Annotated in this window: 26 protein-coding genes; 18 read left to right on the forward strand and 8 right to left on the reverse strand. The window is 63.0% G+C overall.

Annotation, left to right across the window (positions count from 1 at the left end; genetic code table 11):
• The first annotated feature begins 15 nt into the window (after positions 1 to 15).
• Positions 16 to 1,998, forward strand: coding sequence for a putative bifunctional diguanylate cyclase/phosphodiesterase (locus tag SAB01S_RS00435; RefSeq protein ID WP_245646373.1), 1,983 nt, complete (start codon positions 16 to 18; stop codon positions 1,996 to 1,998).
• Between the two features lie 9 nt (positions 1,999 to 2,007).
• Here SAB01S_RS00435 and SAB01S_RS00440 read toward each other — a convergent pair whose 3' ends face one another.
• Positions 2,008 to 2,961 (reverse strand): crotonase/enoyl-CoA hydratase family protein, encoded by a 954-nt coding sequence (locus tag SAB01S_RS00440; RefSeq protein ID WP_157078235.1) that lies wholly within the window; start codon positions 2,959 to 2,961, stop codon positions 2,008 to 2,010.
• A 235-nt stretch (positions 2,962 to 3,196) separates the two neighbouring features.
• Here SAB01S_RS00440 and SAB01S_RS00445 point away from each other — a divergent pair, with 235 nt between their 5' ends.
• Both SAB01S_RS00445 and tgt read left to right on the forward strand, forming a co-directional pair.
• Positions 3,197 to 3,376 (forward strand): hypothetical protein, encoded by a 180-nt coding sequence (locus SAB01S_RS00445; RefSeq protein ID WP_062731238.1) that lies wholly within the window; start codon positions 3,197 to 3,199, stop codon positions 3,374 to 3,376.
• Positions 3,377 to 3,424: 48 nt separating this feature from the next.
• Positions 3,425 to 4,555, forward strand: a complete 1,131-nt coding sequence (tgt, locus tag SAB01S_RS00450; RefSeq protein ID WP_062731239.1) for a tRNA guanosine(34) transglycosylase Tgt — start codon at positions 3,425 to 3,427, stop codon at positions 4,553 to 4,555.
• Between the two features lie 3 nt (positions 4,556 to 4,558).
• Here tgt and SAB01S_RS00455 read toward each other — a convergent pair whose 3' ends face one another.
• The gene (locus SAB01S_RS00455) at positions 4,559 to 6,139 is read right to left on the reverse strand and encodes a sensor histidine kinase (RefSeq protein WP_245646374.1); all 1,581 of its coding nucleotides are present in this window, start codon (positions 6,137 to 6,139) and stop codon (positions 4,559 to 4,561) included.
• 7 nt (positions 6,140 to 6,146) lie between these two features.
• Positions 6,147 to 6,374 (reverse strand): NepR family anti-sigma factor, encoded by a 228-nt coding sequence (locus tag SAB01S_RS00460; RefSeq protein ID WP_062731240.1) that lies wholly within the window; start codon positions 6,372 to 6,374, stop codon positions 6,147 to 6,149.
• A 282-nt stretch (positions 6,375 to 6,656) separates the two neighbouring features.
• On the opposite strand from SAB01S_RS00460, the gene SAB01S_RS00470 reads away from it, so the two are divergent.
• From SAB01S_RS00470 to SAB01S_RS00500, 8 genes are all read left to right on the forward strand, one after another.
• Positions 6,657 to 7,448 (forward strand): response regulator, encoded by a 792-nt coding sequence (locus tag SAB01S_RS00470; protein ID WP_062731242.1) that lies wholly within the window; start codon positions 6,657 to 6,659, stop codon positions 7,446 to 7,448.
• An 89-nt stretch (positions 7,449 to 7,537) separates the two neighbouring features.
• Positions 7,538 to 7,669: a hypothetical protein gene (locus SAB01S_RS18955; protein ID WP_021224780.1), complete on the forward strand. Its 132-nt coding sequence runs from the start codon at positions 7,538 to 7,540 to the stop codon at positions 7,667 to 7,669.
• Between the two features lie 56 nt (positions 7,670 to 7,725).
• A complete protein-coding gene (locus SAB01S_RS00475; RefSeq protein ID WP_245646375.1) occupies positions 7,726 to 8,421 on the forward strand; it encodes a sigma-70 family RNA polymerase sigma factor in 696 nt (231 codons plus the stop codon).
• 59 nt (positions 8,422 to 8,480) lie between these two features.
• On the forward strand, positions 8,481 to 8,720 hold the full coding sequence (locus SAB01S_RS00480; RefSeq protein ID WP_062731243.1) for a hypothetical protein: 240 nt from the start codon (positions 8,481 to 8,483) through the stop codon (positions 8,718 to 8,720).
• Positions 8,721 to 8,871: 151 nt separating this feature from the next.
• Positions 8,872 to 10,260, forward strand: coding sequence for a TIGR03013 family XrtA/PEP-CTERM system glycosyltransferase (locus tag SAB01S_RS00485; RefSeq protein WP_062731244.1), 1,389 nt, complete (start codon positions 8,872 to 8,874; stop codon positions 10,258 to 10,260).
• Positions 10,261 to 10,269: 9 nt separating this feature from the next.
• Positions 10,270 to 12,339, forward strand: a complete 2,070-nt coding sequence (prsK, locus tag SAB01S_RS00490; protein WP_062731245.1) for an XrtA/PEP-CTERM system histidine kinase PrsK — start codon at positions 10,270 to 10,272, stop codon at positions 12,337 to 12,339.
• Positions 12,339 to 13,691, forward strand: a complete 1,353-nt coding sequence (gene prsR, locus SAB01S_RS00495) for a PEP-CTERM-box response regulator transcription factor (protein ID WP_062731246.1) — start codon at positions 12,339 to 12,341, stop codon at positions 13,689 to 13,691. The genes prsK and prsR overlap by 1 nt, the downstream gene beginning before the upstream one ends.
• Before the next feature lie 3 nt (positions 13,692 to 13,694).
• Complete coding sequence (locus SAB01S_RS00500; protein WP_062731247.1) at positions 13,695 to 15,719, forward strand: tetratricopeptide repeat protein; 2,025 nt, start codon at positions 13,695 to 13,697, stop codon at positions 15,717 to 15,719.
• A 9-nt stretch (positions 15,720 to 15,728) separates the two neighbouring features.
• Here SAB01S_RS00500 and SAB01S_RS00505 read toward each other — a convergent pair whose 3' ends face one another.
• On the reverse strand, positions 15,729 to 16,073 hold the full coding sequence (locus tag SAB01S_RS00505; RefSeq protein WP_062731248.1) for a GntR family transcriptional regulator: 345 nt from the start codon (positions 16,071 to 16,073) through the stop codon (positions 15,729 to 15,731).
• A gap of 71 nt (positions 16,074 to 16,144) precedes the next feature.
• Positions 16,145 to 16,723, reverse strand: a complete 579-nt coding sequence (locus SAB01S_RS00510) for a nitroreductase family protein (protein ID WP_062731477.1) — start codon at positions 16,721 to 16,723, stop codon at positions 16,145 to 16,147.
• 119 nt (positions 16,724 to 16,842) lie between these two features.
• Here SAB01S_RS00510 and SAB01S_RS00515 point away from each other — a divergent pair, with 119 nt between their 5' ends.
• From SAB01S_RS00515 to SAB01S_RS00525, 3 genes are read left to right on the forward strand one after another with little or no spacing between them, the layout of a single operon-like run.
• Positions 16,843 to 18,633 carry a peptide MFS transporter gene (locus SAB01S_RS00515; protein WP_062731249.1) on the forward strand — a complete coding sequence of 597 codons (1,791 nt, stop codon included), beginning with the start codon at positions 16,843 to 16,845 and terminating at the stop codon, positions 18,631 to 18,633.
• Complete coding sequence (locus SAB01S_RS00520; RefSeq protein ID WP_062731250.1) at positions 18,620 to 20,026, forward strand: amidohydrolase; 1,407 nt, start codon at positions 18,620 to 18,622, stop codon at positions 20,024 to 20,026. The genes SAB01S_RS00515 and SAB01S_RS00520 overlap by 14 nt, the downstream gene beginning before the upstream one ends.
• Entirely contained in the window at positions 20,023 to 21,354 is a 1,332-nt protein-coding gene (locus tag SAB01S_RS00525; RefSeq protein ID WP_062731251.1) for an amidohydrolase family protein, read from the forward strand. Before SAB01S_RS00520 ends, SAB01S_RS00525 begins: the two co-directional genes overlap by 4 nt.
• Positions 21,355 to 21,396: 42 nt before the next feature.
• On the opposite strand, the gene SAB01S_RS00530 is transcribed toward SAB01S_RS00525, so the two are convergent.
• Entirely contained in the window at positions 21,397 to 21,834 is a 438-nt protein-coding gene (locus tag SAB01S_RS00530) for an SH3 domain-containing protein (protein ID WP_245646385.1), read from the reverse strand.
• A gap of 156 nt (positions 21,835 to 21,990) precedes the next feature.
• On the opposite strand from SAB01S_RS00530, the gene SAB01S_RS00535 reads away from it, so the two are divergent.
• Entirely contained in the window at positions 21,991 to 23,004 is a 1,014-nt protein-coding gene (locus tag SAB01S_RS00535) for a 2-hydroxyacid dehydrogenase (protein ID WP_174525595.1), read from the forward strand.
• Positions 23,005 to 23,007: 3 nt separating this feature from the next.
• Here the strand turns inward: SAB01S_RS00535 and SAB01S_RS00540 are convergent, their stop codons facing one another.
• The gene (locus tag SAB01S_RS00540; RefSeq protein ID WP_062731253.1) at positions 23,008 to 23,451 is read right to left on the reverse strand and encodes a PA2169 family four-helix-bundle protein; all 444 of its coding nucleotides are present in this window, start codon (positions 23,449 to 23,451) and stop codon (positions 23,008 to 23,010) included.
• A gap of 198 nt (positions 23,452 to 23,649) precedes the next feature.
• On the opposite strand from SAB01S_RS00540, the gene SAB01S_RS00545 reads away from it, so the two are divergent.
• The 3 genes from SAB01S_RS00545 (at position 23,650) to SAB01S_RS00555 (ending at position 25,927) form a co-directional block, all read left to right on the forward strand.
• A complete protein-coding gene (locus SAB01S_RS00545; RefSeq protein WP_009821964.1) occupies positions 23,650 to 23,835 on the forward strand; it encodes a DUF1328 domain-containing protein in 186 nt (61 codons plus the stop codon).
• A gap of 5 nt (positions 23,836 to 23,840) precedes the next feature.
• The gene (locus SAB01S_RS00550; protein WP_062731254.1) at positions 23,841 to 24,044 is read left to right on the forward strand and encodes a DUF5818 domain-containing protein; all 204 of its coding nucleotides are present in this window, start codon (positions 23,841 to 23,843) and stop codon (positions 24,042 to 24,044) included.
• 83 nt (positions 24,045 to 24,127) lie between these two features.
• A complete protein-coding gene (locus SAB01S_RS00555) occupies positions 24,128 to 25,927 on the forward strand; it encodes a DUF885 domain-containing protein (protein ID WP_062731255.1) in 1,800 nt (599 codons plus the stop codon).
• Here the strand turns inward: SAB01S_RS00555 and SAB01S_RS00560 are convergent, their stop codons facing one another.
• A complete protein-coding gene (locus tag SAB01S_RS00560; protein ID WP_062731256.1) occupies positions 25,928 to 26,119 on the reverse strand; it encodes a hypothetical protein in 192 nt (63 codons plus the stop codon).
• Positions 26,120 to 26,308: the final 189 nt, after the last annotated feature.

The raw sequence follows: 26,308 nt of genomic DNA on the forward strand, positions 1-26,308 counted from the left end.
CGGAGACCCGCCATTTTGCGCGTTTTGAAAACCTTGCTGGAAAAACGCGGCGCAAAGCGGTCGCAGGATGCTGACGTCCACGCCAGCCTGATCGAGACGCTCTATGCGTCGCCCGCGTCCCTGACGATCGGAGCGATCACCGGCGTCGCCGTCGGTCTGGTGGTTGTCAGCCTGACCGATCGCGGCGCCATTCATGCCGTCGTCGCTTTGCTCTGCCTGGTCGCGACGTTGCGGGTGGTGTCCGCCATATTCTTCCACCGGCAATTGGTGCGGGGCACCGCGGTCGCTTCGCGCGGCTGGGAACTGGCCTATGAGCTGGGTGCCTGGGTCTATGCGGGCCTGCTGGGTCTGATGGCGTTCGTATCGCTCATCACGTCCGGGAACAGCATCATCCACATGCTGACAGTGTCGATGGCGACCGGTTATGCCGGCGGCATTTCCGGCCGCAATGCGGGACGGGTGCAAATCGCCATCGGTCAGGTCTGCCTGGCATTGCTGCCGACCGCGACGGGGCTGTGGCTGGAAGGATCGACAGGCTATCGCGTGCTGTCCGTGGCGATGGTGATGATGGTTCTGGGCCTGGCGGAAATTAGCTCCACGACGCATCGCATTGTCGTTCAGGCCCTGATCGGGAAGCGCGACAAGTCGCTGCTTGCCGAAAAATTCGAGCGGCTGGCGCGGTTCGACAGCCTGACAGGCCTGGAAAACCGCATGGCGATGCAGATGCGCCTGCGGGACATTTTCCAGACGAACGAGAAGCGCACGGACGCCGTGGCGATCCTGTGGATGGATCTGGATCGGTTCAAGGAAATCAATGATTCACTGGGCCACATGGTCGGTGATCAGTTGCTCCGCGCCGTGGCCGAACGGCTGACCGAGGTGGTTCAAGGTCGCGGCAAGATCGCGCGGTTCGGCGGCGACGAGTTCGTCCTGATCTGTCCCGACACCGACCGGGTCACGGCGGCCGGCATCGCTCAGGAAATTGTGTCTTACTTCACCCATGGCTTTGAAATCGGGGAAAACCATCTGCAGGTGACGGCCTCGGTCGGCTATGCCATCGGTCCGCAGGATGGCCGCGACATGGACGAGCTGATGCAGCATGCCGATCTGGCGCTGTATGAGGCGAAGGGACAGGGGCGCAATCGCGCCGCCAGCTTCAACTGGTCGCTAAAGGAGCGGTTCAATCGGCTGCACGAGATTGAGACCGGTCTGCGCCGGGCACTCTCGGGCGGTGAGCTGAACCTCATGTTTCAGCCGATCGTCGACTTAAACACAGGCGAAATTGAGGCGTGCGAGGCCCTGCTGCGGTGGGAGCATCCGGTATTGGGGCCGATCCCCCCTTCGGAATTCATCCCGATCGCCGAGAATATGGGTTTGATCGAGGCGATGACGGGCTGGGTTTTGCGCCGGGCGTGCGAGGTCGCGGCGCAGTGGCCCGAGCATGTGCGGGTGGCGATCAACATTTCGCCGGCATCGCTCAAATCGCCCGAGCTGCCTGGCAATGTCATCGCCGCGCTGCTGGAAACCGGCGTGTCGGCCCGCCGGCTGGAACTGGAAGTGACCGAATCGATATTCCTGGACGACAGCGGGCAGACCAACGCGATCCTGCGCGAATTGCAGCGGATCGGCCTGCGCCTAGCCTTGGATGATTTCGGCACCGGCTATTCGTCGCTGGCCTATTTGCGGTCCTATCGCTTCGACACGCTCAAGGTCGATCAGAGCTTCATGGCGGGCGTCAGCGCCAATGCGGAAGACCGCGCGATCGTCAGGGCGATCGGCAACCTCGCGCGTGACCTGTCGATGGACACGGTGGCGGAAGGCATAGAGACGGCCGATCAGCTGAACCATGCGCGCGAGGCGGGCTTTACCAATGTCCAGGGCTATTTGTTCAGCCGCCCGGTGCCGGCGCAGCAGATCGCCGACATGATTGCCGCCGGCCCGTTGCAGGGAACCGGACGGCCCGACCCCGCGATCGGCACGCGCCGCCGCAGGGCCTGACCGGGGCGCTCAGCGCAATTTCGTCTGCGCTGCCGCCAGCCGCCGCATCATGCGCAAGTCGCGGTCCGACAGGGAAAGGGCGGTTTCAGTCCACATTTCCACGATATCGGTCAGTTCCGTCAGGGTCAGCGGATGCACGCGGCGCGCCGCCTTGTTGATTCCCACATAGCCGGCATGATGCGCCCGGTGATCGCGAATCCACTGGATGGTGGCCGCTTCGCCCTCGCCGGGTTCGACGACCTGGTTGACGATGCCCATGTCGAACATTTCCTCGGCGGTATAGATGCGGCCCTCAGACAGCATCTGGCGCGCCAGAACAGGGCCGACCCGGCGTTGCAGGATCGACCAAGCGCCCATGCCGGGGAAGAGGCCGAACAACACTTCGGGCAGGCCAAAGCGGGCCTGTCGTTCGGCGATGATGACATCGAAGCAGAGCAGCGCCTCAAGGCCGCCGCCCAACGCGTCCCCCTGCGCCAGGCCGATATTGATGATATTCATGTCGTTGCAATGCCAGATGCGATCCACGATCTCGCAACAGGCGACACCATATTTGAGCAGGGTTTCGCGGTCGCGGCGCTGGATGCATTCGGCGAACATCTCCAGGTCGCCGCCCAGATTGAAGACGCCGGGAAAGCGCGAGCCCAGCACCATGAATTTGAGGGGGCCATGATCGCCGAAGACGCGGCGGCTTTCCCGCTGCCATGCCATGGTGTCGCGCATCAGGCCGAGATTCGAATTGGGTCGTTCGAGCGGCGTCATGAACGCCCATAGGGTGGCGAGTTCTTCGTCCCACCGAACATCGATCTGCCCAAGGTCGAACAGCGTTGATTTCCCGATGGCCTGCGTAAGCGCCGTTTCCGTAACGACAGCGTCGCTGGCGGTTTGGGTTTCATCGTTCATCGGATCGTCGTTCACGGCTTCAACCTCGTTGTGCGTCACGACAAAGCGTCCCGAATCAATCATTTGCGGCCCCGTTTTTTCAGATAATGAGTGCGTCAGGTTCGCCCCGATGATGCAGCCGCAGGCGTAATGATTGATAGGGGCTTAACCATTTTTGTTGCTGACTGTTGCCTTGTTGCCGCCCTCTATCCGCGCGTCCCAAAGGGCATGTTGCAAAAATGCCGCAAATTTTTGAAAGCAGTGCGATCCGCCGACCGCTCGGAGCGCTTTGTTAATCTTTCCGATTTACCCATTCCGCATGGCCCATCCGTCCAATTCTTCCTCTTATGTGACATTGACGCTGCAGGATTCGCAGGGGCGATCCTGGCCGCTGCGCCTGTCGCGCGACTGCCTGCGCTTCGTCGGCGCCTATCGACGGGTGGAAGGCTTCAATATCGACGCGATGCGGCTGTTCGACGGGGTCCGCAAGGCCGGGTGAGCCGTGCTATCCTTGTGCCGTAGCCAATTCGACCCTAGAGCGCGGCGCATGACGAAGCCCCGATTTTCCTTCTCCCTTTCCGCCGTCGACGGCAAGGCGCGCACCGGCACGATCCAGATGCGCCGCGGCGATATCCGCACACCCGCATTCATGCCTGTCGGAACCGCGGCCACGGTGAAGGCGATGCGCCCGGCCGAGGTTCGCGCGACCGGCGCCGACATCATCCTTGGCAATACTTATCACCTCATGTTGCGTCCCGGCGCGGAGCGGATGTCGCGGCTTGGCGGCCTGCATGGCTTCATGGGATGGGATCGCCCGATCCTGACCGACAGCGGCGGCTATCAGGTCATGAGCCTATCCGCGCTCACCAAGATGAGCGAGGAGGGCGTCGCATTTTCCAGCCATATCGATGGGTCCAAACATCTCCTGACGCCTGAACGGTCGATGGAAATCCAGCGCCTGCTCGATAGTGACATTGTCATGGCGTTTGACGAATGCACCAAAAATGGGTGCACGCATGACGAGGCGGCCAAATCCATGGAACGCTCGATGCGCTGGGCCAAACGGTCGCGGGACGGATTTGACGCCGGCGGCGAACATGCGGAGCGCGCGGCGTTGTTCGGTATCCAGCAAGGATCGCTGAACGAAGAATTGAGACGAGTGTCGGCCGAGAAGCTGATCGACATCGGCTTTGACGGCTACGCCGTTGGCGGCCTGGCGGTCGGGGAAGGGCAGGAGGCGATGTTCGCCACGCTGGATTTTGCGCCGGATATGCTGCCGCTCGACAAGCCCCGCTATTTGATGGGGGTGGGCAAGCCTGACGATATCGTAGGCGCAGTGGAACGCGGCATCGACATGTTCGACTGCGTCTTGCCCACGCGATCGGGACGCAATGGCCAGGCCTTTACCTGGGGCGGGCCGCTCAACATTCGCAACGCGAAATTCAGCGAGGATATGGGACCGCTCGATCCGCGCTGCGGCTGCCCCGTGTGCGCGACCTGGAGCCGCGCCTATCTGCATCATCTGGTCAAGGCCGGGGAAATGCTGGGCGCCATGCTGATGACGCAGCACAATATTCATTTCTATCAAGAGATGATGGAGGCGATCCGCGACGCTATCGGCGCTGGTCGTTTCGCGGCTTTTGCAGCGGAGTTCCGGCGCGACTATCAGCGGGTGTGATCGTCAGGGGACGATAGTGATCGCGATGGCGAATCGGCCAGCCTCGCCATCATGATCGAGCGGCGCGCGAAGCTGGCGCGACAGACCGGTGAGCACCCGCCCATAGCGTTCCTTCATATACGCCTGCATGTCCGGCGTGTCGTGAAGGCCCGATGACTGGACGATCACCTGGGCGCGATCCTTGTCCTGCGCCTTGACCGAGATGCGCATACGACCCGCCGGGTCCATCCGCATCGCCAGCTCGACAAGTTCGGTGACAAGAAACGCGATCGGGACAGCAACATCCTGACTGATATGCAGATCGTCGCTGTCAATCTGGATGCCAAAACGGCGCGCCGCGGAGGGGGCGGTACTTCTGAGGCTTGCAGACAATTCGCTGATAAGCGCGCGCACACCCACCCCGCGATTTTCCTCCAGTTCGGCAAAATGGTTGCGGTGCACCACCGACAGCGCGTCGACCCGTCGCTGGATCGAGGCATAGGCCTCGACCGCTTCGGGTTCATGGGCAGAGCGCGCGTGCAGGTTGATGAGGCTGGCGATGATCTGAAGGTTGTTCTTAACGCGATGATGGACCTCGCGCGTCAGTTTGCGCTGGGTGTCGAGCCCCTCGGCCAGTTCGGCCTCATGGGTCGCGACATCCTCGCTGATCTCGCGGAATGTGTCGCCCAGGGCTATGATCTCGCGCGCAGGGGTGCGCACGCGCTGCATCGGTTCCAACACTTCGCCGGGATGATAGGCAGCCACGGCGCGACGCAGCAGTACCAGGGGACGGATGAGCAATCGATTGACCACGAACCAGCCGATCGCAGCAGCGGCGAACCACATGACCAGCGGCAGGAAGAGGGATAGCGTCCGCGCCAGCGTTTCCGGTGGATCGCGCACCGTCATGGTCAGCACGATATTGGGCGGTTCCAGCGGCGCCGACAGGCTGGTGACGCCGTCGCCGGGGGCAAGGGGCTGCTGCGATGATGTCAGATCCAGTCGGCGATGCCCTTCATACAGGGTAAGCCGCCGGTTCTGCAATGCGGTGGCGGGATCGGCCGCCCGTTCGAGATGCGCGCGCGAATAATAGATGAACCCGACCAGCTGGCCGTTCGCGCTTCGCGCGCGGACCAGAAGATAGGGCGCGTTATCGAGCAATTGCGCGGCCGGCCCGGTGAAACGCTCTGCGGGATCAAGGATCGGCCTTTGCTTGGGGTCCGACGCGCACAGGCGTCGACTAGCCCGATCATAGACGGCATATCGGCCGCCCTCACGATCATTGGACGCGAGAAACAGGTTGAGCCGGGCGCAGATGCCGGTGTCCGAAGGCGCCGTGGACAGATTGTTGACGGTCAGTTGCAGCGCCGTCCGATCAGATTCAATGTCGGCGGTCAATTTGCGGGCGCTCTGGCTCACCGCTACTCGAAGCAGGGCTTCCTTTTCCAGATCCGCGGTCTGGATAGCCTGCAAAGATGCGACAAGGGCGATAAGCCCGAGCGGCAACAAGGCGAGCGTCAAGATCAGGAACATCTTGACGCCGGTGGAGCCGAAAAGCGAAGCGGTCAGCGATTGGGCTGCCGGAGGATGGCTGCCCCCGATCATGACGCACTCAGTCCAGTTTGCTTAAAAGGTCCAGCATTTCAGCGGGAATGTCTTCCTCAACGGCGCGCTGGTAGACCGTGCGCAGCGCCTGCGACACCTGGCCTTCCTCCTTGCGGCTTTTTCCGCTGCGCTTTGGCGCGGCTAGGGGACCATCCTGGTCGTGACCCCTGTCGGTCGGCTGCTGTTCCGTCGTCGAAGAAACCAAAATCTGCCCCTCTGAAGCAATCTGTGTCACGCCAGCCTGCCCGTATTTGCGGGAAATGCGCGGGTCGTCAATTCGTCGTTCCGCGTCATCCGGTTGAAAATCACGATATCGTCAAAAAATCCATATGGCAGCGAAACAAATTGCAATGTCGATGGTTCCGGGCTGCGAGGCGTTTTTTTGACGCTGCCGGTTTTGGCGGGACGAAGTGCGGGCGGGCTTGCCAATGCGGCATGGACATTCCATTCTTCTAGCGACCGCCGTGATAGGCCGGGATACACGATGCCTTTGATCGGGCAGGGAGAAGACTAGACAATGTCGCTTGGACAGAAACTGCACCCCCATCTTCCCTTTTTGCGCCGCTATGCGCGCGCCCTGACGGGCAGCCAGACGCATGGCGACGCCTATGTGCGCGCCACGCTGGAAGCGATCGTCGCCGCTCCTGAAGAATTTCCTGCCGATGTTGACCCGCGTCTGGGCCTCTATCGGACCTTCCATGCCATCTGGTCGTCGTCCCATCTGGAAGACGAGCCGATGGGGGGCGGCGATGACCGGGAGGCGATCGCGCAGGCGCGTCTGGCGCGCCTGACGCCTTTGCCGCGGCAGGCGCTGCTGCTGACGGCGCTCGAAGGCTTCACCGTCGATGACGTCGCTTATCTGATCGCGATGGATCCGGCCGACGTCGAAGCGCTGGTGGAAGAGGCTCTGGCCGAAATCGAGGCACAGACGCGCGCCAAGGTGCTGATCATTGAGGATGAGCCGATCATCGCCATGGATATCGAAACGATCGTCCGTGACCTTGGGCATGACGTGACCGCCATCGCCGTGACGCGCGAGGACGCCGTACGCGAGGCCATGGCTGAGCGACCCGGTCTGGTGCTCGCGGACATTCAACTGGCCGACGATTCCAGTGGCATCGACGCCGTGAAGGACATTTTGTCGGAAATTTCGGTCCCGGTCATCTTCATTACCGCTTTCCCCGAGCGTCTCCTCACAGGCGAGCGGCCTGAGCCGACATTCCTCATCACCAAGCCGTTCCAGCGTTCCACTGTGAAGGCCGCGATCTCGCAGGCGCTCTTCTTCGATCAGGCCACCGCCCCGGCCTGACGCGGGAAGTCTATGTTCTCTTTGCTCCGCTGACGGAACTCCCGGTCGTGCGTCGCGTTAATGAAGCGTAACGATCGGGAGAGAGGCAAATGGTGGATCAGGAAAAGCATGTCGCGACGGAAGACGTACGCGGAGGCTCGACCGAACATACCGTCCGCTACGTGTTGGGCGCATCGCTCGCACTCGCCGTGATCGTCATGATTGTTCTGCTGTTGCTTTGATTGACGGCAATTTTGATTTGTCTTGATGGACATAAAAGTTAGGATATGGGCGCAGTATGGCTTTGACGATGTCGGTTCAGACGACAGGAGTGGCGGCCAGCAAGGGGGTCGTTCTCGTGAATGAAGAAACTGCCGCTTCGGAAGAGCGCGCCGCTTTGTCAGACAGCGATTTCAAGCGCGAACTTGCGGCAGTCATCCCCCATCTTCGCGCTTTTGGGCGGTCGCTTTCGGGAAACCGCGACGTCGCGGACGATCTGGTTCAGGAAACCTTGCTTAAGGCATGGGCCGCCCGGGCCCGTTTTCAGGCCGGCACGAACATGCGTGCATGGACGTTCATCATCCTGCGCAATCATTATCTTTCGCAGATGCGCCGGTCCCGTTTCCGCGGTGATTGGGATGACCTGACGGCGGATCGCATCCTCGCGGCGCCGGCCGGGCAGGACAAGCATGTCGAACTAAGCGACATGCAGCGTGCCTTGCTGCAATTGCCGCAGCCGCAGCGGGAAGCACTAATCCTGGTGGGTGCTGGCGGATTTGCGTATGAAGAGGCTGCTGAAATCTGCGGCGTTGCTGTCGGCACGATCAAAAGCCGGGTCGCGCGCGGTCGCGCGGCGTTGGAGCAGATTATGGAAAACGGCGACCTGCCATCCCGCCGCAGTCAGGAAACGACCGAAACGGCTGTGCTTGATGAGATCATGGACGATGTTGATCGTCTGAGCCGTGGTGGAGAGGGACGTAATTCCGGCAACTGACCCGGCCGAAATCCGGGCGTAGGAACTGGTCGTCCTATCTCCTTATTGGGAGAGAGAGTATGACCGACCTGCACAGATTTACGCCCTCTGAACCGCCGCGATCGAAAAGTGGTGTCGTTCTGGGGGTCGTTGCTTTGGCCCTCGTTCTGGCGGTGGGCTTTTTCTACCTGACGAATGACGATCGGCGGGATCGCCGTGCGGATGCCGTGACGCAAGCCGCAGCGTCTGCGGACGAGGCTGTGCAAGCCATGGGCGATGCGACGCGCAACGCTGCCAACGATCTGGATCGCGCGCGCTGACAGGGTTATTTTAGACCGGCGCCCCGCAGATTCAGTCTTTCTTCGTCATTTTCGTTCAAACCTCTTCCAAGCGTCGGAATTTCTTACACGGGGTGTAAGAAGCGTCCGACGAGCCGGGCCGCTGGTGGCCATGGCTGGGTGAGGCGCAACGATGATCAGGCTGTTCAAACATTATGTGCCGCATGCGGTACTGTTGCTGGGGCTGCTGGATTTCCTGCTGCTGATCGGCGCGGCCGAAGCCGGATGGGTGCTGCGCGCGCACCAGATCGGCATGGACGTGGAGCCGATGGCGTCGCGCATAGCGCCGCTGCTGAGTTTCGCCTTCTCCATCCAGACCGCGATGATCGCGGTGGGCGTCTATGGCCCCGAATCGCTCCAGTCGATCCGCTTTGCGCTGGCGCGGCTGCTGGTGGCGGTATCGCTGGGGGTTATTTTCCTCTCCGTCCTCTATTTTCTGATGCCATCCATCACGCTGTGGCGCTCCAATTCGCTATACGCGATGGGGCTTGCGGTCGCGGTGCTGCTGGTGATCCGGCTGCTGCTAGGGTCTATGCTGGGTGGCGAGGCATTCAAGCGCCGGCTGGTCGTGCTGGGGGCAGGAAACCGTGCCAACCGCATCCGGGAATTGGAGCGTCGCCGCGGTTCTGGCTTTCTGGTGGTCGGCTATATTGCAATGAACGATGGCGAACAGGTTATCGCCGAAGCCATCAACCGGAACGCTGTCTATAATCTGGCCGATTTCGTCGTGCGCCTGAATGCGAGCGAAGTGGTACTGGCGCTGGAGGAGCGGCGGAACGCCATTCCCATGACGGACCTGCTGCGCATCAAGACGACGGGCGTGCACGTCAACGATCTGTCGAGCTTTCTGGAGCGGGAAACCGGTCGCGTCGACCTTGCCAGCGTCAATCCGAGCTGGCTGATCTTTTCCGACGGCTTTTCAGCGGGACGCAGGCTGTCCAGCATCGCTAAGCGCATTTTCGATATCGTTGCCAGCCTGATCCTGCTGATCCTCACCGGACCGATCATTTTGCTGGGCGCACTGCTGGTGAAGCTGGATAGCAAGGGGCCGGCCTTTTATCGCCAGCAACGTGTGGGCCTCTATGGCCAGGAATTCTGGATCGTGAAGCTGCGCACCATGCGGCAGGATGCAGAAGTGGCGGGCCAAGCGGTCTGGGCGGAAAAGGACGACCCGCGCATCACGCGCCTTGGCTATTGGCTCCGCAAGCTGCGCATCGACGAACTGCCGCAGACATGGACGGTCCTGAAGGGCGAGATGAGCTTTGTCGGCCCGCGTCCCGAACGCCGCCAGTTTGTCGAGGATCTGGAGCAGCATCTGCGCTATTATGCCGAACGGCATATGGTGAAGCCGGGCATTACCGGCTGGGCGCAGATCAACTATCCCTATGGCGCGTCGATTGAGGATTCCCGGCACAAGCTGGAATATGATCTTTATTATGCCAAAAATTACACGCCGTTCCTCGATCTGCTGATCCTGTTGCAGACCGTGCGCGTCGTGCTCTGGCCTGACGGCGCGCGCTGACGGCCGGCGATGCCTGTCTTTCTGCAAATCGTCGGGGATTGGGGCCACGCGCTGGCGGCTACCTTGTTTGCGGCGCTTGGCATCTGGCTGTTGCGTCGTCGGGATGGTTCGACGGACTTGCGATGCCTGGCGGCGGCCATGCTGCTGACATCGGGCTGGGCGCTCTATATTTCTTTCGGCAGCGTCGCCAAGCCGCTCTCCGGCCTTGGCGAAAATATCCGCAATGCAAGCTGGCTGCTGGCGATGTTCGTCCTGCTGCGGCGGGCCTGGGCTGGACGGCAGGGGCCAAAGGGCGGGGTCGTTGCCGTCTATGCGGCCGTTGCGGGCCTGATCCTGCTCCAGACCGTGACCGATCTGTCCTGGCGTCAGTTTTCGCTGTCCGGTGATGTGCAGGATGCGCTGATCGCAACCACTTTGGTGCTGCGGATGATGACGGCGATCGGTAGTCTGCTCTTGCTGCACCAGTTATACAGCGTTTGCCCGGTTGAGGAGCGCAGCGGCTTGGCGCCGTTGCTGGGCGCTTTGGCGGCGATGTGGGGCTATGATTTTGCGTTATACCTGATCGGTTATGTCGCGCCGCAACGCGCCGCATCGCTGTTTGCGTTGCGAGGATTGCTGATGGCGGTGGTGGCCGCTTTCGTCGCGATTGGCGTACGCCGGGACCTGAGCGGACGCGTGCAATTGTCGCGCGCGCTGACGATGCAGTCGCTGTCGGTCTTCGCCATTGGACTCTATGTCGTGCTGATTGCGGCCGTCGCCATACTGATCGAGATGATTGCCGGCCCCTACGCACGGCTTGTCGAAATCGGCGCTGTGTTCTTCACCGCCGTCACGGCGCTCGTGTTGCTGCCGTCCCCTCGGTTGCAGGCGGTCTGGCGCGTGCAGGTCGCCAAGCATTTTTTCCAGCATCGCTATGATTACCGCACCGAATGGATGCGCTTTGGCGAAACCATCGGCAGGTCGGGCGATGCGTCCGCGCCGCTGGGCCAGCGCGTCGCAAAAGCGGTGGCGGATATCACCCAGTCGCCCGCCGCCATCCTGCTCCTGCGCGATGAAGAGGGATCGCTCAGTGTCGAAACCCACTGGAACTGGCCAAACCTTGCCATGGATGCAGCCCCGATCCCGGCCGAAATGACCGCCCGGCTTGAGCAGGGGCATATTATCGATCTGGGCCGAGAGGGGGAGTCGGCGGTCTCGCCACGATGGCTGGCGCAGGACCGGCAGGTCTGGGCCATGGCGCCGCTCATCCATTATGGCCGGCTGATCGGCGCGATCCTGCTGGCACGTCCACCGGTCGACCGACGACTGGACTGGGAAGACCTGGACATGCTGCGCGCGGCGGGCAGGCAGGCGGCCAGCCATATCAGCGAGGCGCAAGGCCAGCAGGCGCTGGCCGATGCCCAGCGGTTCGATGAATTCAACCGGCGCTTTGCCTTCATCTTGCATGACGTCAAGAATCTGGTCAGCCAATTGTCGCTGTTGACCCACAATGCAGAACGCCATGCCGATAACCCCGATTTTCGGGCGGACATGATCCTGACCCTGAAAGAATCGGTCGGTCGGATGAACGCCATGCTGGGCCGCCTGTCCCAGCATCACAAGGCTGCGGCGCAGGAGGCGCGTGCGTTCGGGTTGCAACCGCTTCTGGTCCGGATCGCCGCAATGCGATCACGCCACCATGCCGTCCGGATAGAGGGAACGGCTCCCGACATCATGGCCGATCCGGTTCGAACCGAACAGGTCATCCTTCACCTGGTCCAGAACGCCATTGATGCCAGCCCCGCCGACAGGCCGGTCGTCATCCGCCTGGGGCGTCAGGACGACATGGCAAGGATAGACATTATCGACCAGGGATCGGGCATGAGCGCGGAATATATCCGCCGCGAATTGTTCAAGCCCTTTGCATCCAGCAAGGCCGGAGGCTTTGGCCTCGGCGCGTTTGAGGCGCGCGCTTTGGCGCAGGCCATGGGCGGCAGGATCATGGTGGAAAGCCAGGCTGGCGTAGGCAGCCGGTTCACCATCTTCCTCCCGCTGGCGTCGGCAGGCGACAGGCCGGCGCATGGCGAGCAGGCGGCGTGATGAGCGACACACGGCCCAAATTGCTGATCGTCGAGGATGATCCCGGGCTGCAACGGCAGCTGCGATGGGCCTATGACGCCTATCATGTGTTCATCGCCGGCGATCGGGAGGAAGCGATCGACCTGCTGCGCGCCGAAACGCCCGATGTCGTGACGCTGGACTTGGGATTGCCGCCCGATCCTGATGGCACCAGCGAGGGATTTGCGACGCTGGCCGATATGCTGCGCATCAAGCCGGATACCAAGATCATCGTCGCTTCGGGCCATGGCGAGCGGGAAAGCGCGCTGGAGGCGATCGCGGGCGGCGCTTATGATTTCTATCAAAAGCCGGTCGATATCCATGAGTTGGGATTGATCGTCAGACGCGCCTTTCATGTCCATGCGCTGGAGCGCGACAATGCGCGACTGGTGGAGGCCGCGACGCGCGACAAGCAGGTGCTGGGCCAGGTCATCACGGCGGCGCCCGAAATGATCAGGGTCGCGCGGACGATCGAACGGGTCGCCCCGACCGATGTCTTCGTGCTGCTGTCGGGCGGCAGCGGAACCGGCAAGGGATTGCTGGCGCAGGCGCTGCACGATGCGAGCCAGCGTCGCGATGGTCCGTTCGTCACCGTCAACTGCGCGGCGTTGTCCTCTGCGACGCTGGCGGCGGAGCTGTTTGGCGATATCCGGTCGGATGGACGGCCTGCTGGCGGCAGGATCGGCGCTGCACGTGGCGGCACGCTGTTCCTCGATGAGGTCGGTGACATGGACTTGTCGCTTCAGGCGCAGCTGCTGTTGTTCCTGCAACAGCGGCACGAGGATGATGCAGGGGACAGAGGCGCGAAGGGCATGGATACACGCATATTGTGTGCCAGCCACCGCGACCTTGACGCCATGACGGCGGCCGGGACGTTCCGCGAAGACCTTTACTATCGCCTTGCCGAAGTCGTGGTGCGCCTACCTGGACTTAAGGACCGGCCGGGCGATGCCGCGCTTCTGGCGCGCCATTTCCTCAATCGCTTCGCCGACGATCTCAATCCGCAGGTCAAGGGGCTGGCGCCCGATGCGCTTGCGGCGCTGGATGCATGGTCCTGGCCTGGCAATGTGCGGGAACTGGAAAACAGGATGAAGCGCGCCATGATCCTGGCCGAAGGCAAATTCATCACCGCCGCCGATCTTGATCTGGACCAGGAAACGCAAGGCGGCGCGGACGTCATCAACCTGAAGCTGGCGCGTGAAATGGCCGACCGGCGCGCCATCCGTCATGCGATGGCTCGCACGGACGGCAACATATCGGGTGCGGCCCGGATGCTGGGGATCAGCCGGCCGACGCTCTATGACTTGCTCAAACACTATCATATGCAGGGCTGACTGATGCGCCGTTCCCGCCTTTTCCTGATCATTGGTTTGATCGCCGCGCTGATGGCGCTGGCGGGATTGTGGCAATGGCGCGCGCATGAACGGGACGGCAGTGCCGCGTTGGCGCGCGGTCTGGCGGCGCTTGACCGGGGCGATGCGCGCACGGCGCGGGTTGAACTGATGAACGCGATCAAGGGCAATCCGCGCTCGGCCGTTGCCCGCGCGGCGCAGGCGCGAGCGCTCGCCGATCTGGGCGATGGGGCCGGGGCGCAGGCCGAAGTGGAGCGCGCCCGGTCGCTGGGGCAGGCGCCGGCCGCTACGCGCGCGGTTATGGCGCAGGCCCATTTTCTTCAGGGCGATTTTGCCGGCGCCTTGGCCGAAGCGCACGCGACCGACCTGCCGGAGGAGCAGGCGCTTGACGCGGCGCATGTCATCGCGCGCGCGGCGCTGGCTGAGGGGGATGTGCGCGGATCGGAAACGGCGCTCAAGCGAGCGCTGGTGTTGAAGGCGCGCGATTCCGACACCTGGGTCGAGGTGGGCCGCCTGCGCATGGCAACCGGCGATCAGGCCGGGGCCATTGCTGCAGCCGATCAGGCGGTGGCGCTCGACCCCAAAAGCGTGCTCGCCCTGGGGCTGCGCGCGGAACTCACCCGCACTCAATATGGCCTGGTGGCGGCGCTTCCCTGGTTTGATCGTGCGATGGCGGTCGATCCTGATTCCGTGCCGGTCCTGGAGCAATATGCCGCCACGCTGGCGGATGCGGGCCAGGCATCGCGCATGCTGGCGATGACGCGCCGCATCCTGGCGCTCGATCCTGGCAACGCGCGCGCCTGGATGATGCAGGCGGTCATGGCGGCGCGGGCCGGTCAGGACGATCTGGCGCGCAGGCTTTTGGAGCGTACCGGCGGTCGGCTGGACGGGGAACCAGCGACGCAGCTGCTGCGCGGCATTCTGCATCTTCAGGACGGCAATCCCCTGCTGGCGGCGCAGACATTGGCGCCCTTGGTCGATGCGCAACCCTGGAACCGGCCGGCGCGCATCTTGCTGGGGCGCGCCTACTCGGATAATGGCGACCAGATGTCGGCCGCCGCCACGCTGGCGCCGATCGTGGCGCAGCAGGATGCGGACCCCTATGTCCTGACTCTTGCCGCCCGCGTGCAGGAAAGCCTCGGCGACCGGGCGATGGCCAGCGACATGCTGGCGCGGGCCGCCTGGCCCGTGCGGCCGGCGGCGTCGGTTTTCGCAACGTCCTTGCCGAATGGAGCGCCAGCCGATCCGGCGACCGCACGCGACAATATCCCCTATATTCGCGCGCTCCTGACTGCGGGACGCGATGACGAGGCGCTGGAGCGGGCGCGCCTGTTGAACCGGGCCAACCCCGGCGCACCGGCTGCATGGCTGATCCTGGGCGATGTGTTGCAGGCGAACGGGCAGGGCCGGGAATCGGTGCGCGCCTACGAAGCCGGCGCCAATATCCGTTTCGATCGCGATGCGGCGCTGCGCCTGGTCAGCGCCCTGCAACAGACCGGCAATGGGCCGCGCGCGGAGCAGGTAGCCCGGCTTTTCTTGCGCCAGCATCCTATGGATCACGACATGCTCCGTCTGGCGGCGGGCTTTACGATCGCGCGGGAAGACTGGCGCAGCGCCGAGCGGCTGCTTCAGGCGCTACGCGCGCAGGTCGGCGACAATGATGCGCTGTTGATGACCGATCTGGCGCGGGTTTCGTTGGAACAGCGCAAACAGAGTGCCGCCTTGGCCTATGCGCGCCATGGCTATGCGCTGATGCCCGGCAATCCGGTGACGGCCGACATGCTGGGCTGGGTGCTGATGCGCAGCGACGCAAAGGGGCCGATGGCGGTCGATTTGCTGGAAAAGGCGGTTGCGCTCGCGCCATCCGTGCCCGTGCTTCAGATGCATCTGGGGCAGGCCTATGCGGCGGCGGGACGCAAAGGAGAAGCGCGACTTGCGCTCAACCGTGCGGCATCGGTGCGGGATTTCGGCAATCGGCAGGAAGCGCTGGAGGCGCTCAAAGCGTTGTAAAAAAGCGGGTCAGGCCTGCGCCAGGTCCATATCCTCGATGCGAAGACCCAGCCGGCGCATCTGCGCGGCCACCGGTGGCCAGACCGTTTCCAGAAATCGTTCGCGCTCTGCTTCGCGCAGGCGGCGCGTGGCCCCCGCGGCGACGAACATGCCGACGCCGCGCTTCACTACCACCAGACCATCATCCTGAAAGCTCTGATACGCCTTGGCGACGGTCAGCGGATTGGCGCCCTGCGCTGAGGCGAAGGCGCGGACCGACGGCAGCAAGTCACCATCGGCAAATTCCCCATCCAATATGGACGCAGCGATGATCTCCCGCAGGCGGAGATAGACGGGCTTTGAGTCTTCGGCCATAGTGCTTCACTGCCATAATACAGCTAATGGGGTCAAGTCAGAGACGATGTCTGCATCATGACATTTTGTAATTATCGGTCCCAGGTCGATACGATAGCGTCATATTCTGGCCTGGGCCGTTCTTCCAGCGGCTTCGCCGGGGTGCCGATGAAGATGAATCCGGCTATTTTCTCATGGGCTTGCCCGAATGCGTCGCGCACGTCGCCATTGAAGCTGGGCCAGCCGGTGAGCCATCCGCCGGCATAACCAAGCGCATGGGTGGCGTGGAGCAGGTTCATGATCGCCGCGCCGGCCGACAATTGCTGTTCCCACACCGGGATTTTGCTGCCGGGCACCGGGGACGACAGAGCGACCACTAATGTCGGCGCCTGATGGGCGAACTGATGCATGGATTCGACTTCCAGCCTTCCGGCGTCGGGTTTCTCAGCGCGATAGGCCCGTTCCAGAAGCTCCGCCAGCGCGTGGCGCTTGTCTTGCGGCACGATGACGAAACGCCATGGGGCCAGCTTGCCATGGTCGGGCGTGCGCAGCGCCACCTCCAATATCAGTCGCAATTCCGTATCATCCGGCCCCGGCGCAATCAGGTCGCGCGGCTTACCCGATCGGCGGGTCTGGAGCAGAGAAAGCGGCGTGGAACGGTCATTGAACATCGGGCCATCCTTCATGCGGTTGTAATATTGTTCTTCACTCACGCAATTCTGCTGCTAGTCTCGCGCGATTGAATTTGGGGAGGCGGGGCCTTCCCTAGAAGATCGGGGAGCACCGCGCCATGGCCATTTCACCCGCCGACCCGAACCGGGCGGCCCAGGCGGCCGAACATATCAATGACGCCGACGCATCCTGGTTCGGCCATCCACGTCAGCTTGCCAGATTGTTCACCACCGAAATGTGGGAGCGATTCGGTTTCTACGGTATGCGGGCCTTGCTGGTCCTCTACCTGACGGACCATTTCCTGTTTTCCGACACCAGCGCCAGCGGAACCTATGGCGCCTATATGTCGCTGGTCTATCTGACCCCGTTCATCGGCGGCTTCATCGCCGACCGGTATCTGGGGTCGAAACGGTCGGTGAAGTTCGGCGCGATCATCATGGCGATCGGCTATTTCACGCTGTGTTTCGGCGGGGAGGCGGCCAAGCCCTATGCCCTTGTCGATGGCCAGCGATACGAGGTGCAGGTCGCCAAACAGGGCGACGCGCGCCAGCAATATCTGATCGACGGTGACGCGCGCCTTGCCATTCGCGGGCATGAGGATGGCTCGGTCGACTTGGTGAACGACGCGGGCGCTGTCGAGCGCAAGGTCGAAAAGGGTGGCTTTGTCGCGGGCGGCGAACGCAGCCCCTTCTTCACCATGCTGATGTTGATCGCCCTGTCGGCCATCGTCGTCGGCAATGGCTTCTTCAAACCCAATATCTCGACCATCGTGGGCGAGCTCTACGCGGTCGGCGACCGTCGCCGCGATGCCGGCTTCACCATTTTCTACATGGGCATCAATCTGGGCAGCCTGTTTTCGCAGATACTCTGCCCCTGGCTCGCGACGTCGGTCGGCTGGTGGGCGGGCTTCCTGCTCGCGGCGATAGGCATGCTCTGTTCCTGGGCACTGATCCAGTTCGATGGCGGAAAACTCGGCGGCTATGGCGAACGGCCCGAAGGCGCCAATCCGCGCAAGGACCTGCTGATCTACGCCCTGTCCATCGCGGCCATTCCCCTGATGTGGTTCCTGTTCGTCAATGTGATGGACGCCGCGCAGGCACAGGCGGGCGCTGGCATCATCGGTTATCTGATGGCGCTGCCGATCTTGGGCAAATTGCTGTTCATCACCTTCCTGATCGCCGTGCCCGCCATTCTCATCTGGTCTTGGCGCGCGGGCAGCAAGGTCGAATTTCAGATGATGCTGGCGGCGATGGTGATGATCGTTTTCAACGTCGTATTCTGGACCCTGTTCGAGCAGGCCGGATCGTCGCTGACGCTGTTTGCCGATCGCAATACCGACCTGTCGGTCTTCGGCCTGTTCAGCCTGTCGGCTGGCCAGACGCAGTTTTTCAATGCCTTCTTCATCGTCACGCTGGCGCCCCTGTTCAGCATCGGCTGGAACGCGCTCGGCCGTCGGGGTCTGGAGCCGTCCATCCCGGTCAAGTTCGCCATCGCGCTGGTGGGCGTAGGCCTCGGCTTCCTAGTCCTCGTCTGGGGCAGCGCCTTTGCCGGCGCGGATTTCAAGGTGTCGATCTGGTGGCTGGCCTTGCTTTACCTGATCCATTCCATGGCGGAGCTGTGCATTTCGCCGGTCGGCCTGTCGATGATCACCAAATTGTCGATCGTGCGGATCGTCGGTCTGATGATGGGCGTCTGGTTCATGTCGATTTCCGTCGCCCAATATGTCGGCGGCATGATCGCGCAGATCGCCAGCGTCGAAACGGTGGGCGGGCAGGTGACGAACCTGGCCGTCAGCCTGCAAACCTATGTGGACGTGTTCCGCACGATCGGCCTTGCGTCGATTGGTCTTGGCGTCCTCCTTTTCATCCTCGCATTTCCGATCAAGAGGTGGATGCATGGCGTTCAGTAACAGGGGTGTTTCACTGACGGTCGCGGCCGTCCTGCTGGCAAGCGGCACCACGCCGCTGGCCGCACGCAAGGACAAGGAGGAGCGACCCGCCTCGCAAGGGGCGTCGGCGGAGCCCGAAAATCCCTATCCTTCGGCCTATCGCCCCTATGGCGGTCGGCCGACGGTGCTGCGCGGCGCGACCATTTTTGACGGGGAGGGCGGACGCATCGACAATGGCGTCGTCTTCCTGTCCGAAGGCAAGGTCATGGCGATCGGCGGGGCGGACACGCCGATTCCCGCCGACGTGGTCGTGATCGACGCCCAGGGCAAATATGTGACGCCCGGCGTCATCGATATTCACAGCCATCTGGGCGACTATCCATCGCCCGGCGTCGATGCCTTGTCCGACGGTAATGAGGCGACGTCGCCCGTCACCCCCCATGTATGGGCGGAACATAGCGTTTGGCCGCAGGACCCCGGCTTTTCCCGCGCGCTCGCCAATGGCGGCGTGACCACGCTCCAGATTCTGCCGGGATCGGCAAACCTGTTCGGCGGGCGCAGCGTAACGCTCAAGAATGTGCCGGCGCGCACGATGCAGGGGATGAAATTTCCCGGCGCACCGCAGGGGCTCAAAATGGCGTGCGGCGAAAATCCCAAGCGAGTCTATGGCAGCAAGGGCCGCGAACCCAGCACCCGCATGGGAAATATGGCGGTCAATCGCCAGACGTGGATCAAGGCGCGCGAATATCAGCAGAAACGCGCCGCCGGAAAGGATCAGACGCGCGACCTGGGCATGGAAACGCTGGCCGACGTGCTCGAAGGCAAGATCATGGTCCACAACCATTGCTATCGCGCCGACGAAATGGCCAACGTCATCGATATGAGCAAGGAATTCGGCTACAAGGTGTCGACCTTCCACCATGCCGTCGAAAGCTACAAGATCGCGGACCTGCTGCGCGACAATGGCATCTGCTCGGCCCTGTGGGGCGATTGGTATGGCTTCAAGATGGAGGCCTATGACGGGATCAAGGAGAATATCCCGCTGGTCCACAAGGCCGGAGCCTGCGCCATCGTTCATAGCGACGATCAGGACGGTATCCAGCGGCTCAATCAGGAAGCGGCCAAGGCGCTGGGCGCGGGGCGGCGCATGGGCATCGACATCAGCGACGAGGTCGCCTGGACCTGGCTCGCCATCAATCCGGCGCGGGCGATGGGCATTGCCGATCGCACCGGCAGCCTGAAGGTCGGCAAGATGGCGGACGTCGTGCTGTGGAACGGCAATCCGTTCAGCACCTATACCCGGCCGGAAAAGGTGTGGATCGACGGCGCGCTGCTCTATGACGCATTCGACCCCAAGCGCCGACCGGTGAGCGATTTCGAACTGGGCCAGATCGGCGCGGGAGACGTGAAATGACGAAGATATGTTCCGTTCGCGCCCGCGCATGCCGGATGGGGGCAGCGGCGCTGCTGGCCCTGATCGCGGCCGTCCCGGCGCTGGCCCAGCCAATCGCCATTACCGGCGCGACGCTGGCGATCGGCGACGGATCGGAGCCGATACAGAATGGCACGGTCGTGATCGACGCTGGTAAGATCGTGGCCGCCGGCGCGGGCATCGCCGTGCCCGCCGGTGCGAAGATCGTCGACGCATCGGGTAAATGGGTGACGCCGGGCCTGGTGTCGGGCTTTTCGCGTGTGGGGCTAGCCGAAGTGCCGGCGGTGCGCGAAACCAATGATATCAGCGCCAACTCGCCTTTTTCGGCGGCGATCGACGTTGCCCCCGCCATCAATCCGCTTGCCAACCCGGTCGCGATCAGCCGCAATGGCGGCGTGACCCGGGCAGTGGTCGCTCCCGCAGCCTCCAGCGGCATATTCGCCGGGCAGGGCGCAGTCATCGATCTGGGCGCGGACTTAAGTCCGATCACCAAGGCGCGCGCTTTCGAATATGTCGAAATGGGGGAGGCCGGCGCGGCCGAGGCGGGGGGCAGCCGCGCCGCGATGATCCTGACGTTCAAGATGATGCTGCGGCAGGCGCAGGACTATGCCAGGGCGCCGGCTGCCTTTGACGGCAATTCCAAGGATTCGCTGCTGAACCGCGTCGACGCCGAGGCGCTGGTGCCGGTCATCACCGGGGCGATGCCGCTGATGGTCCATGCCGAAAGCGCGCGCGATATTCTGGCCGCGCTTGCCCTGCGGCAGGATTTTCCGGCGCTGCGGCTGATCCTGGCTGGGGCTACCGAAGGCTGGATGGTCGCGCCGCAAATCGCGGCGGCCAAGGTGCCCGTCATTACCGCGGGGCTGGAGGATTTGCCGTCCGCCTTTGAAAAGCTCGCCGCGACGCAGAGCAATGTCGGCCGGCTGGTGCAGGCGGGCGTTTCCGTGTCGATGGGCATGCTGACAGGAGACGACGCGCTCCAGTTGCGAGTCGCCAACCAGCAGGCAGGCAATATGGTGGCGCTGACCAAGGTGCCGGGCGCGACCGGTTTGAGCTGGGGCCAGGCGCTGCGCACCATCACCCTCGCTCCGGCCGAGGCGATGGGGCTGGGGGACCGGCTCGGCTCGCTGCAACCCGGGAAAGCCGGCGACGTGGTGATATGGGATGGTGATCCGCTGGAAATGACGTCCGCGCCGGTGGCCGTCTGGATCGACGGCGTGGCCCAGCCGATGACGGATCGCCAGACGCGTCTGCGTGATCGTTATGCAACGCCGGACGAAGGCAGCCTTCCCAAGGCCTATGAATGGTGATGACCGGGGCGGAGCCTATGCTCCGCCTCAATAGGCCAGCCCTCAGCCGTCGATATTGCCCCAGATATCGCTGGCCTTCACATAGCCGCGCCGGCCTTTGACGTCGAAAGCGCACCAGCCGCCCGAACAGTCGGAAATCCGCCCCACGACGCCCCGTTCGGCGCGAAACAGCGTTGCCGATCCGTCACTGGGTGATCCATGCAGCGGCGCGATCGCCGATCGGACGATGGCGGTCGGCGTATCGCTGAGCAGGCGGACATGCATCCACCCCTGCGCGCCATCAGGGTCCTGCACCTTGCGCCACAGGCCGAGGACTTGCACCACTTTCACCGGCAGGTCGCGGCGGCGATAGACCCAGTTGGACGGGTAATCCAGGCTGGGGCCAACGCGCATGCGCGCTTCGTCATGCGACAGCGACGCCCAATAGGGGGTCTTCTTGGCCGGCGCGGCATTTGCGGACGCAGCGGCAAGGCCCAGCATGGTCGCGCCGGCCACGGCCAAGGCGATGTGAATAGTCGAAATCCTGTTACCCATGGCCGATCCATACCCCGTTGATCGTCGGCGCGACAGTCTTTCCTCGCCTTGATAGGGCTTATCCGCTTGACCCGCACCCTGCCGCGCAATAGCGCCACCGTCATGGTCCAAGAACCGCGCAAGACTCCGCCGCGTCCCGCCAAGCCGCGCGTCATCGTCACGCGCCGCCTGCCGCCTGACGTGGAAGCGCGCATGGCGCAATTGTTCGACGCCGGTTTCAATGTCGCCGACGCGGCGATGGACCGGGCAGCCATGGCGCGCGCCATGGCTGATTGCGACGTGCTGGTGCCCACCATCACCGATCAGATCGACGCGGACCTGATCGACGGCGCGCCGGACAGGCTGCGCCTCATCGCCAGCTTTGGTAGCGGGGTCGACCATATCGATCTTGTCGCCGCGCGGAAGAAGGGGATCATCGTCACCAATACGCCCGGCGTGTTGACCGAGGACACGGCCGACATGACGATGGCGCTGATCCTGTCGGTGCCGCGCCGACTGGCCGAGGGCGAAAAGCTGGTGCGCTCCGGCGCGTGGCAGGGGTGGAGCCCATCAGGCATGCTGGGCCACCGGATCGGCGGCAAGACGCTGGGCATCATCGGCATGGGACGTATCGGTCGCGCCGTTGCGCGCCGGGCGCGCGCCTTTGGCCTGTCCATCGCTTATCACAATCGCCATCGCCTGCCCTTCGAGGTCGAGCAGGAGCTTGAGGCGCGCTGGCAGGGCGATCTCGATGCCTTGCTGACGGACAGCGATATCCTGTCGATCCACTGCCCGCTCAATGCCGACAGCCGCGGGCTGGTGGACGCGCGCCGGATCGGCCTCCTGCGGTCCCATGCCTATGTCATCAACACATCCCGCGCGGAAATCATGGACGAGGGCGCGTTGATCGACGCGCTCGAGGAAAGCCGCATCGCGGGCGCGGGGCTGGACGTCTATGCCCATGAGCCGGCGGTCGATCCACGTCTGCTCGCCCTCTCCAACGTCGTGCTGCTGCCGCACATGGGATCGGCCACGATAGAGGGGCGCCATGCCACCGGCGCCCGCGTCATCGCCAATATCCGCACCTGGGTGGACGGCCACCGGCCACCCAATCAGGTGCTGGAAGGCTGGGTATAACGGTTAGGCGGCGACCTGCTGCTTCAACTGATCGACCAGGGTCAGCCCGTGGCGAACGGATCCATGTGCGCGGCGGACGATGGACTGCGTTTCCGCGTCGATCGCATCGTCTCTCAATACGCGCTCGAATTCTTCGTTCAGATAATCCTCGCCCCGGTCGATCGCCTGGATGACCGCCTTGTCGCCGCCGCCCAGCGCGACATGGATATCCTCGATCCAGCGGTGGACCGTGCCGGCCGCAGAGCCGAATTCATTGGGCTTGCCGTCCAGCTGCCGGCTGCGCTCCTGCAGCAGCGTGACCGCCGCCTGCCTTTCGGTCGCGAGATCGCGGAACAAGGTTTCAAACGGCGCGGATTTGGCCTTCTCCGCGCTATGCGCATATCCTTTCACGCTGTCGATCAGCGTGGTGATAAGGTCGTCCAGCTTGCTGATGGTGTGATTGTGCATGACCGTCTCCGTCCTTAAGGCCCATCGGGCAATCTGCCGTCCAAACGGTTCTGCGTGGCGCACAGTTCAATCAACCGCCTGATATTCAACCTTAATGTGGCGTTAGGCATGGCAGGTGGTCCGCTACGCATGTGGAACAAGCCAGCCGGTCAGGGGTTGGAGAAATGTCTTTTTTCTCGCATTTCAAGGATCCTGATCATGATCAAGCTCGCGATCATCTCGCTGGTCATCGCCGCTGTGCTGGCGCTGCTCGGCTTCGGCGGCGCCGCCGGCACCTTTGTCGGCATCGCCAAAATCCTGTTCTTTATCGCGCTCGCCGTGTTTGTCGTCTTTCTCGTTCTCGGCATCTTGGCGGGCAAGGGCGTCAAGGACGCCATCGACTGACCATCATGACCATGGTGGGCGCCACTGTCGATGAAACCGGGAGGCTGGTGCGCGACGCGGCCGGCTTCCTGTTACGGCGCGAAGATGGTGGCAGCTACAGGCTGGTCCTGCTGCGGGTCCCGGTCGACCTAGTGGAAAAGCGTGTCCGCATACGCGGTATCCATGTCGGCGAAGACGTGGTCGAAGCCGAAGGCGTGGCGCCCGCCTGACCTCCCTGATCAATGCTTTTCTGGCGAGACGATTTCACAATCGGGCTTGCCAAGAGATCCTGCGCGCGCGAACCATCGCCGCTATGCGTAAAATCCTCTGCACCGCCCTTATCCCGCTTTATCTTTCCACGATCCCTGCCGCCGCACAGGCGCAGGATGCCGGCGCATTCGGCCAGGCGGTGACGGCAGAAGCGCAACTCGCCCGCATCCTGGATGAGCACTGGACCTGGTATCTGTCCGTCCACCCCGTTGAGGCAACCGCGCGCGGTGTGCGCGACTATGACGACCGCATCTACGACATGTCGCTCGCCGCGCGAGACGCGCAGATCAGGACCGAACAGCAATTCGTCCGGCGACTGGAAGCCGTGCCCGAAGCACAATTGAGCGCGGCGGACATGGTCAATCGCAATGTCCTGCTATGGATGCTGCGCGATGATATCGCCAGCAACAGCCATCAGGCGGAACGGCTGATGCTGTTCACCACCTATTATGGCTGGCATCAGGGCTTTTCGGGCATGGCCGACGGACTGCCATTCTACAATCGCGCCGACTATGAAAGCTATCTGGAGCGCCTCGCGCTTTACCCCAAACAAAATGGCGATGCGCTGGCCATCACGCGGCAGGCCATCGCGGGCGGCTATGTTCAGCCCTGTTCCGTCCTGCAAAATTACGCCGGCACGATCAGCGGGATCGTGGAAGGGCCTCCGCAGGAGACGCGTTTCTACGAACCCTTCACGCGCACCAAGCCACGCGACATAAGCGATGCGGACTGGGCGGCGATGCAGACGCGCGCGGTAACGCTGATCCGAGACGTTCTGACACCGGAATATCGCAAATGGCATGACCTGTTCGTCACGGACTATCTGCCCCATTGCCGCAAGAGCGACAGCGCCTCCTCGCTGCCGGGTGGCGCCGCCTGGTATGCCAGCCGGGTGAAGGCACATAGCACCACGGACCTTACACCCGATCAAATCCACCAGATCGGTCTGGCCGAGGTCGCCCGGATCGGCAAGCGTATGGACGATATTGCGACCAAGGCGGGCTATCCCAGTCGCGCCGCCTATATCGCCCATTTGCGCACCGACTCATCCTATTATGCCCAGACACCGGAGGAATTGTTGCGCGTCGCAGCGCGGCAGGCCAAGACGATCGACGGGCTGCTGCCGCGCTATTTCGGCACGCTGCCGCGTCTGCCCTATGGCCTCAAGCCCATCCCGGCGGCAGAAGCCGAAGGCACCACGACGGCCTATTATGGGCCGGGCGCGCCGGAAGCCGGCATTTCGGGCACCTATTGGGTCAACACGTCCAAGCTGGATCAGCGCCCCTTCTGGGAAGTTCCGGCCTTGACCGCGCATGAGGCGGTGCCGGGTCATCACAACCAGATTGCGTTGCAACAGGAATTGCCGCTCCCGCCGTTCCGCAAATATCTCGCCGGGTTCACCGCCTATGTGGAGGGCTGGGCGCTCTACACCGAATATCTGGGTGAAGAAATGGGCCTGTATGACACGCCCGAGAAGATGATGGGCCGCTTGTCCTATGAAATGTGGCGCGCCTGCCGGCTTGTGGTCGATACCGGCATCCATGCGAAGGGCTGGGACAAGGCGCGAGCCGTCGCATTCATGAAGACGAACAGTGCCCTGTCCGACGCCAATATTGATGCGGAAGTGAACCGCTATATCAGCTGGCCGGGCCAGGCGCTCGGCTACAAGCTGGGCGAGATCAAGATACGGGAACTGCGCGCCAGAGCCGAAAAAGCCCTGGGGCCGAAATTTGACCTGCGCCGTTTCCATGACGCGGTGTTGGCGCAGGGGGCAGTGCCGCTGACAGTGCTGGAAAGCCAGATGGACGCCTGGATCGCCGCCGAGAAGGCGCGAAAAGCCTGATCAGGCGATCGGCATCCGCTCTGGCCGACGGAAGAATGCGCCCCCGTCCGACCAGCAGCGATAGGCGCCATCGATCGGCACGGCTGCGTCGCAACAGGCGCATTGCGCCATGACCCGGCCGACCAGCCACTGGCTTTCGCCGCAGGATGGGCAGGGCATCGCCCGGCCCGGACGATAGAAGAGCAGGGACATGGCGGGGTCATTCGTGCCGCTCGGCAAGGGCAATGGCATAGAGGCGGTTCCCTGTTGATCGCCATCCAAACGCCGTCCGACCTGCTTGTTTCCTGTTGCGAACCATTAGCAGCGAAAATCGCAGGAAAGCCGAATAATCCGCGATTTTGTCCATTTGACACCGCCGCCCCATTCTGTATGGCGCTGCAC

It is taken from the genome of Sphingobium abikonense NBRC 16140, from assembly GCF_001598335.1.
GTDB classification, from domain to species: Bacteria; Pseudomonadota; Alphaproteobacteria; order Sphingomonadales; family Sphingomonadaceae; genus Sphingobium; species Sphingobium abikonense.

Excerpts from the sequence above, each read along its gene's own strand:
- prsK (WP_062731245.1), top strand. The coding sequence starts at position 10,270 with ATGCCTGTCTTTCTGCAAATCGTCGGGGATTGGGGCCACGCGCTGGCG.
- SAB01S_RS00470 (WP_062731242.1), top strand. The coding sequence starts at position 6,657 with ATGTCGCTTGGACAGAAACTGCACCCCCATCTTCCCTTTTTGCGCCGC.
- SAB01S_RS00535 (WP_174525595.1), top strand. The coding sequence starts at position 21,991 with ATGGTCCAAGAACCGCGCAAGACTCCGCCGCGTCCCGCCAAGCCGCGC.
- SAB01S_RS00475 (WP_245646375.1), top strand. The coding sequence starts at position 7,726 with ATGGCTTTGACGATGTCGGTTCAGACGACAGGAGTGGCGGCCAGCAAG.
- SAB01S_RS00440 (WP_157078235.1), bottom strand. The coding sequence starts at position 2,961 with ATGATTGATTCGGGACGCTTTGTCGTGACGCACAACGAGGTTGAAGCC.
- SAB01S_RS00485 (WP_062731244.1), top strand. The coding sequence starts at position 8,872 with ATGATCAGGCTGTTCAAACATTATGTGCCGCATGCGGTACTGTTGCTG.
- SAB01S_RS00545 (WP_009821964.1), top strand. The coding sequence starts at position 23,650 with ATGATCAAGCTCGCGATCATCTCGCTGGTCATCGCCGCTGTGCTGGCG.
- SAB01S_RS00560 (WP_062731256.1), bottom strand. The coding sequence starts at position 26,119 with ATGTCCCTGCTCTTCTATCGTCCGGGCCGGGCGATGCCCTGCCCATCC.
- SAB01S_RS00500 (WP_062731247.1), top strand. The coding sequence starts at position 13,695 with ATGCGCCGTTCCCGCCTTTTCCTGATCATTGGTTTGATCGCCGCGCTG.
- prsR (WP_062731246.1), top strand. The coding sequence starts at position 12,339 with ATGAGCGACACACGGCCCAAATTGCTGATCGTCGAGGATGATCCCGGG.
- SAB01S_RS00510 (WP_062731477.1), bottom strand. The coding sequence starts at position 16,723 with ATGTTCAATGACCGTTCCACGCCGCTTTCTCTGCTCCAGACCCGCCGA.
- SAB01S_RS00515 (WP_062731249.1), top strand. The coding sequence starts at position 16,843 with ATGGCCATTTCACCCGCCGACCCGAACCGGGCGGCCCAGGCGGCCGAA.
- SAB01S_RS18955 (WP_021224780.1), top strand. The coding sequence starts at position 7,538 with ATGGTGGATCAGGAAAAGCATGTCGCGACGGAAGACGTACGCGGAGGC.
- SAB01S_RS00520 (WP_062731250.1), top strand. The coding sequence starts at position 18,620 with ATGGCGTTCAGTAACAGGGGTGTTTCACTGACGGTCGCGGCCGTCCTG.
- SAB01S_RS00530 (WP_245646385.1), bottom strand. The coding sequence starts at position 21,834 with ATGCTGGGCCTTGCCGCTGCGTCCGCAAATGCCGCGCCGGCCAAGAAG.
- tgt (WP_062731239.1), top strand. The coding sequence starts at position 3,425 with ATGACGAAGCCCCGATTTTCCTTCTCCCTTTCCGCCGTCGACGGCAAG.
- SAB01S_RS00505 (WP_062731248.1), bottom strand. The coding sequence starts at position 16,073 with ATGGCCGAAGACTCAAAGCCCGTCTATCTCCGCCTGCGGGAGATCATC.
- SAB01S_RS00480 (WP_062731243.1), top strand. The coding sequence starts at position 8,481 with ATGACCGACCTGCACAGATTTACGCCCTCTGAACCGCCGCGATCGAAA.
- SAB01S_RS00540 (WP_062731253.1), bottom strand. The coding sequence starts at position 23,451 with ATGCACAATCACACCATCAGCAAGCTGGACGACCTTATCACCACGCTG.
- SAB01S_RS00525 (WP_062731251.1), top strand. The coding sequence starts at position 20,023 with ATGACGAAGATATGTTCCGTTCGCGCCCGCGCATGCCGGATGGGGGCA.
- SAB01S_RS00550 (WP_062731254.1), top strand. The coding sequence starts at position 23,841 with ATGACCATGGTGGGCGCCACTGTCGATGAAACCGGGAGGCTGGTGCGC.
- SAB01S_RS00445 (WP_062731238.1), top strand. The coding sequence starts at position 3,197 with ATGGCCCATCCGTCCAATTCTTCCTCTTATGTGACATTGACGCTGCAG.
- SAB01S_RS00555 (WP_062731255.1), top strand. The coding sequence starts at position 24,128 with ATGCGTAAAATCCTCTGCACCGCCCTTATCCCGCTTTATCTTTCCACG.
- SAB01S_RS00455 (WP_245646374.1), bottom strand. The coding sequence starts at position 6,139 with ATGATCGGGGGCAGCCATCCTCCGGCAGCCCAATCGCTGACCGCTTCG.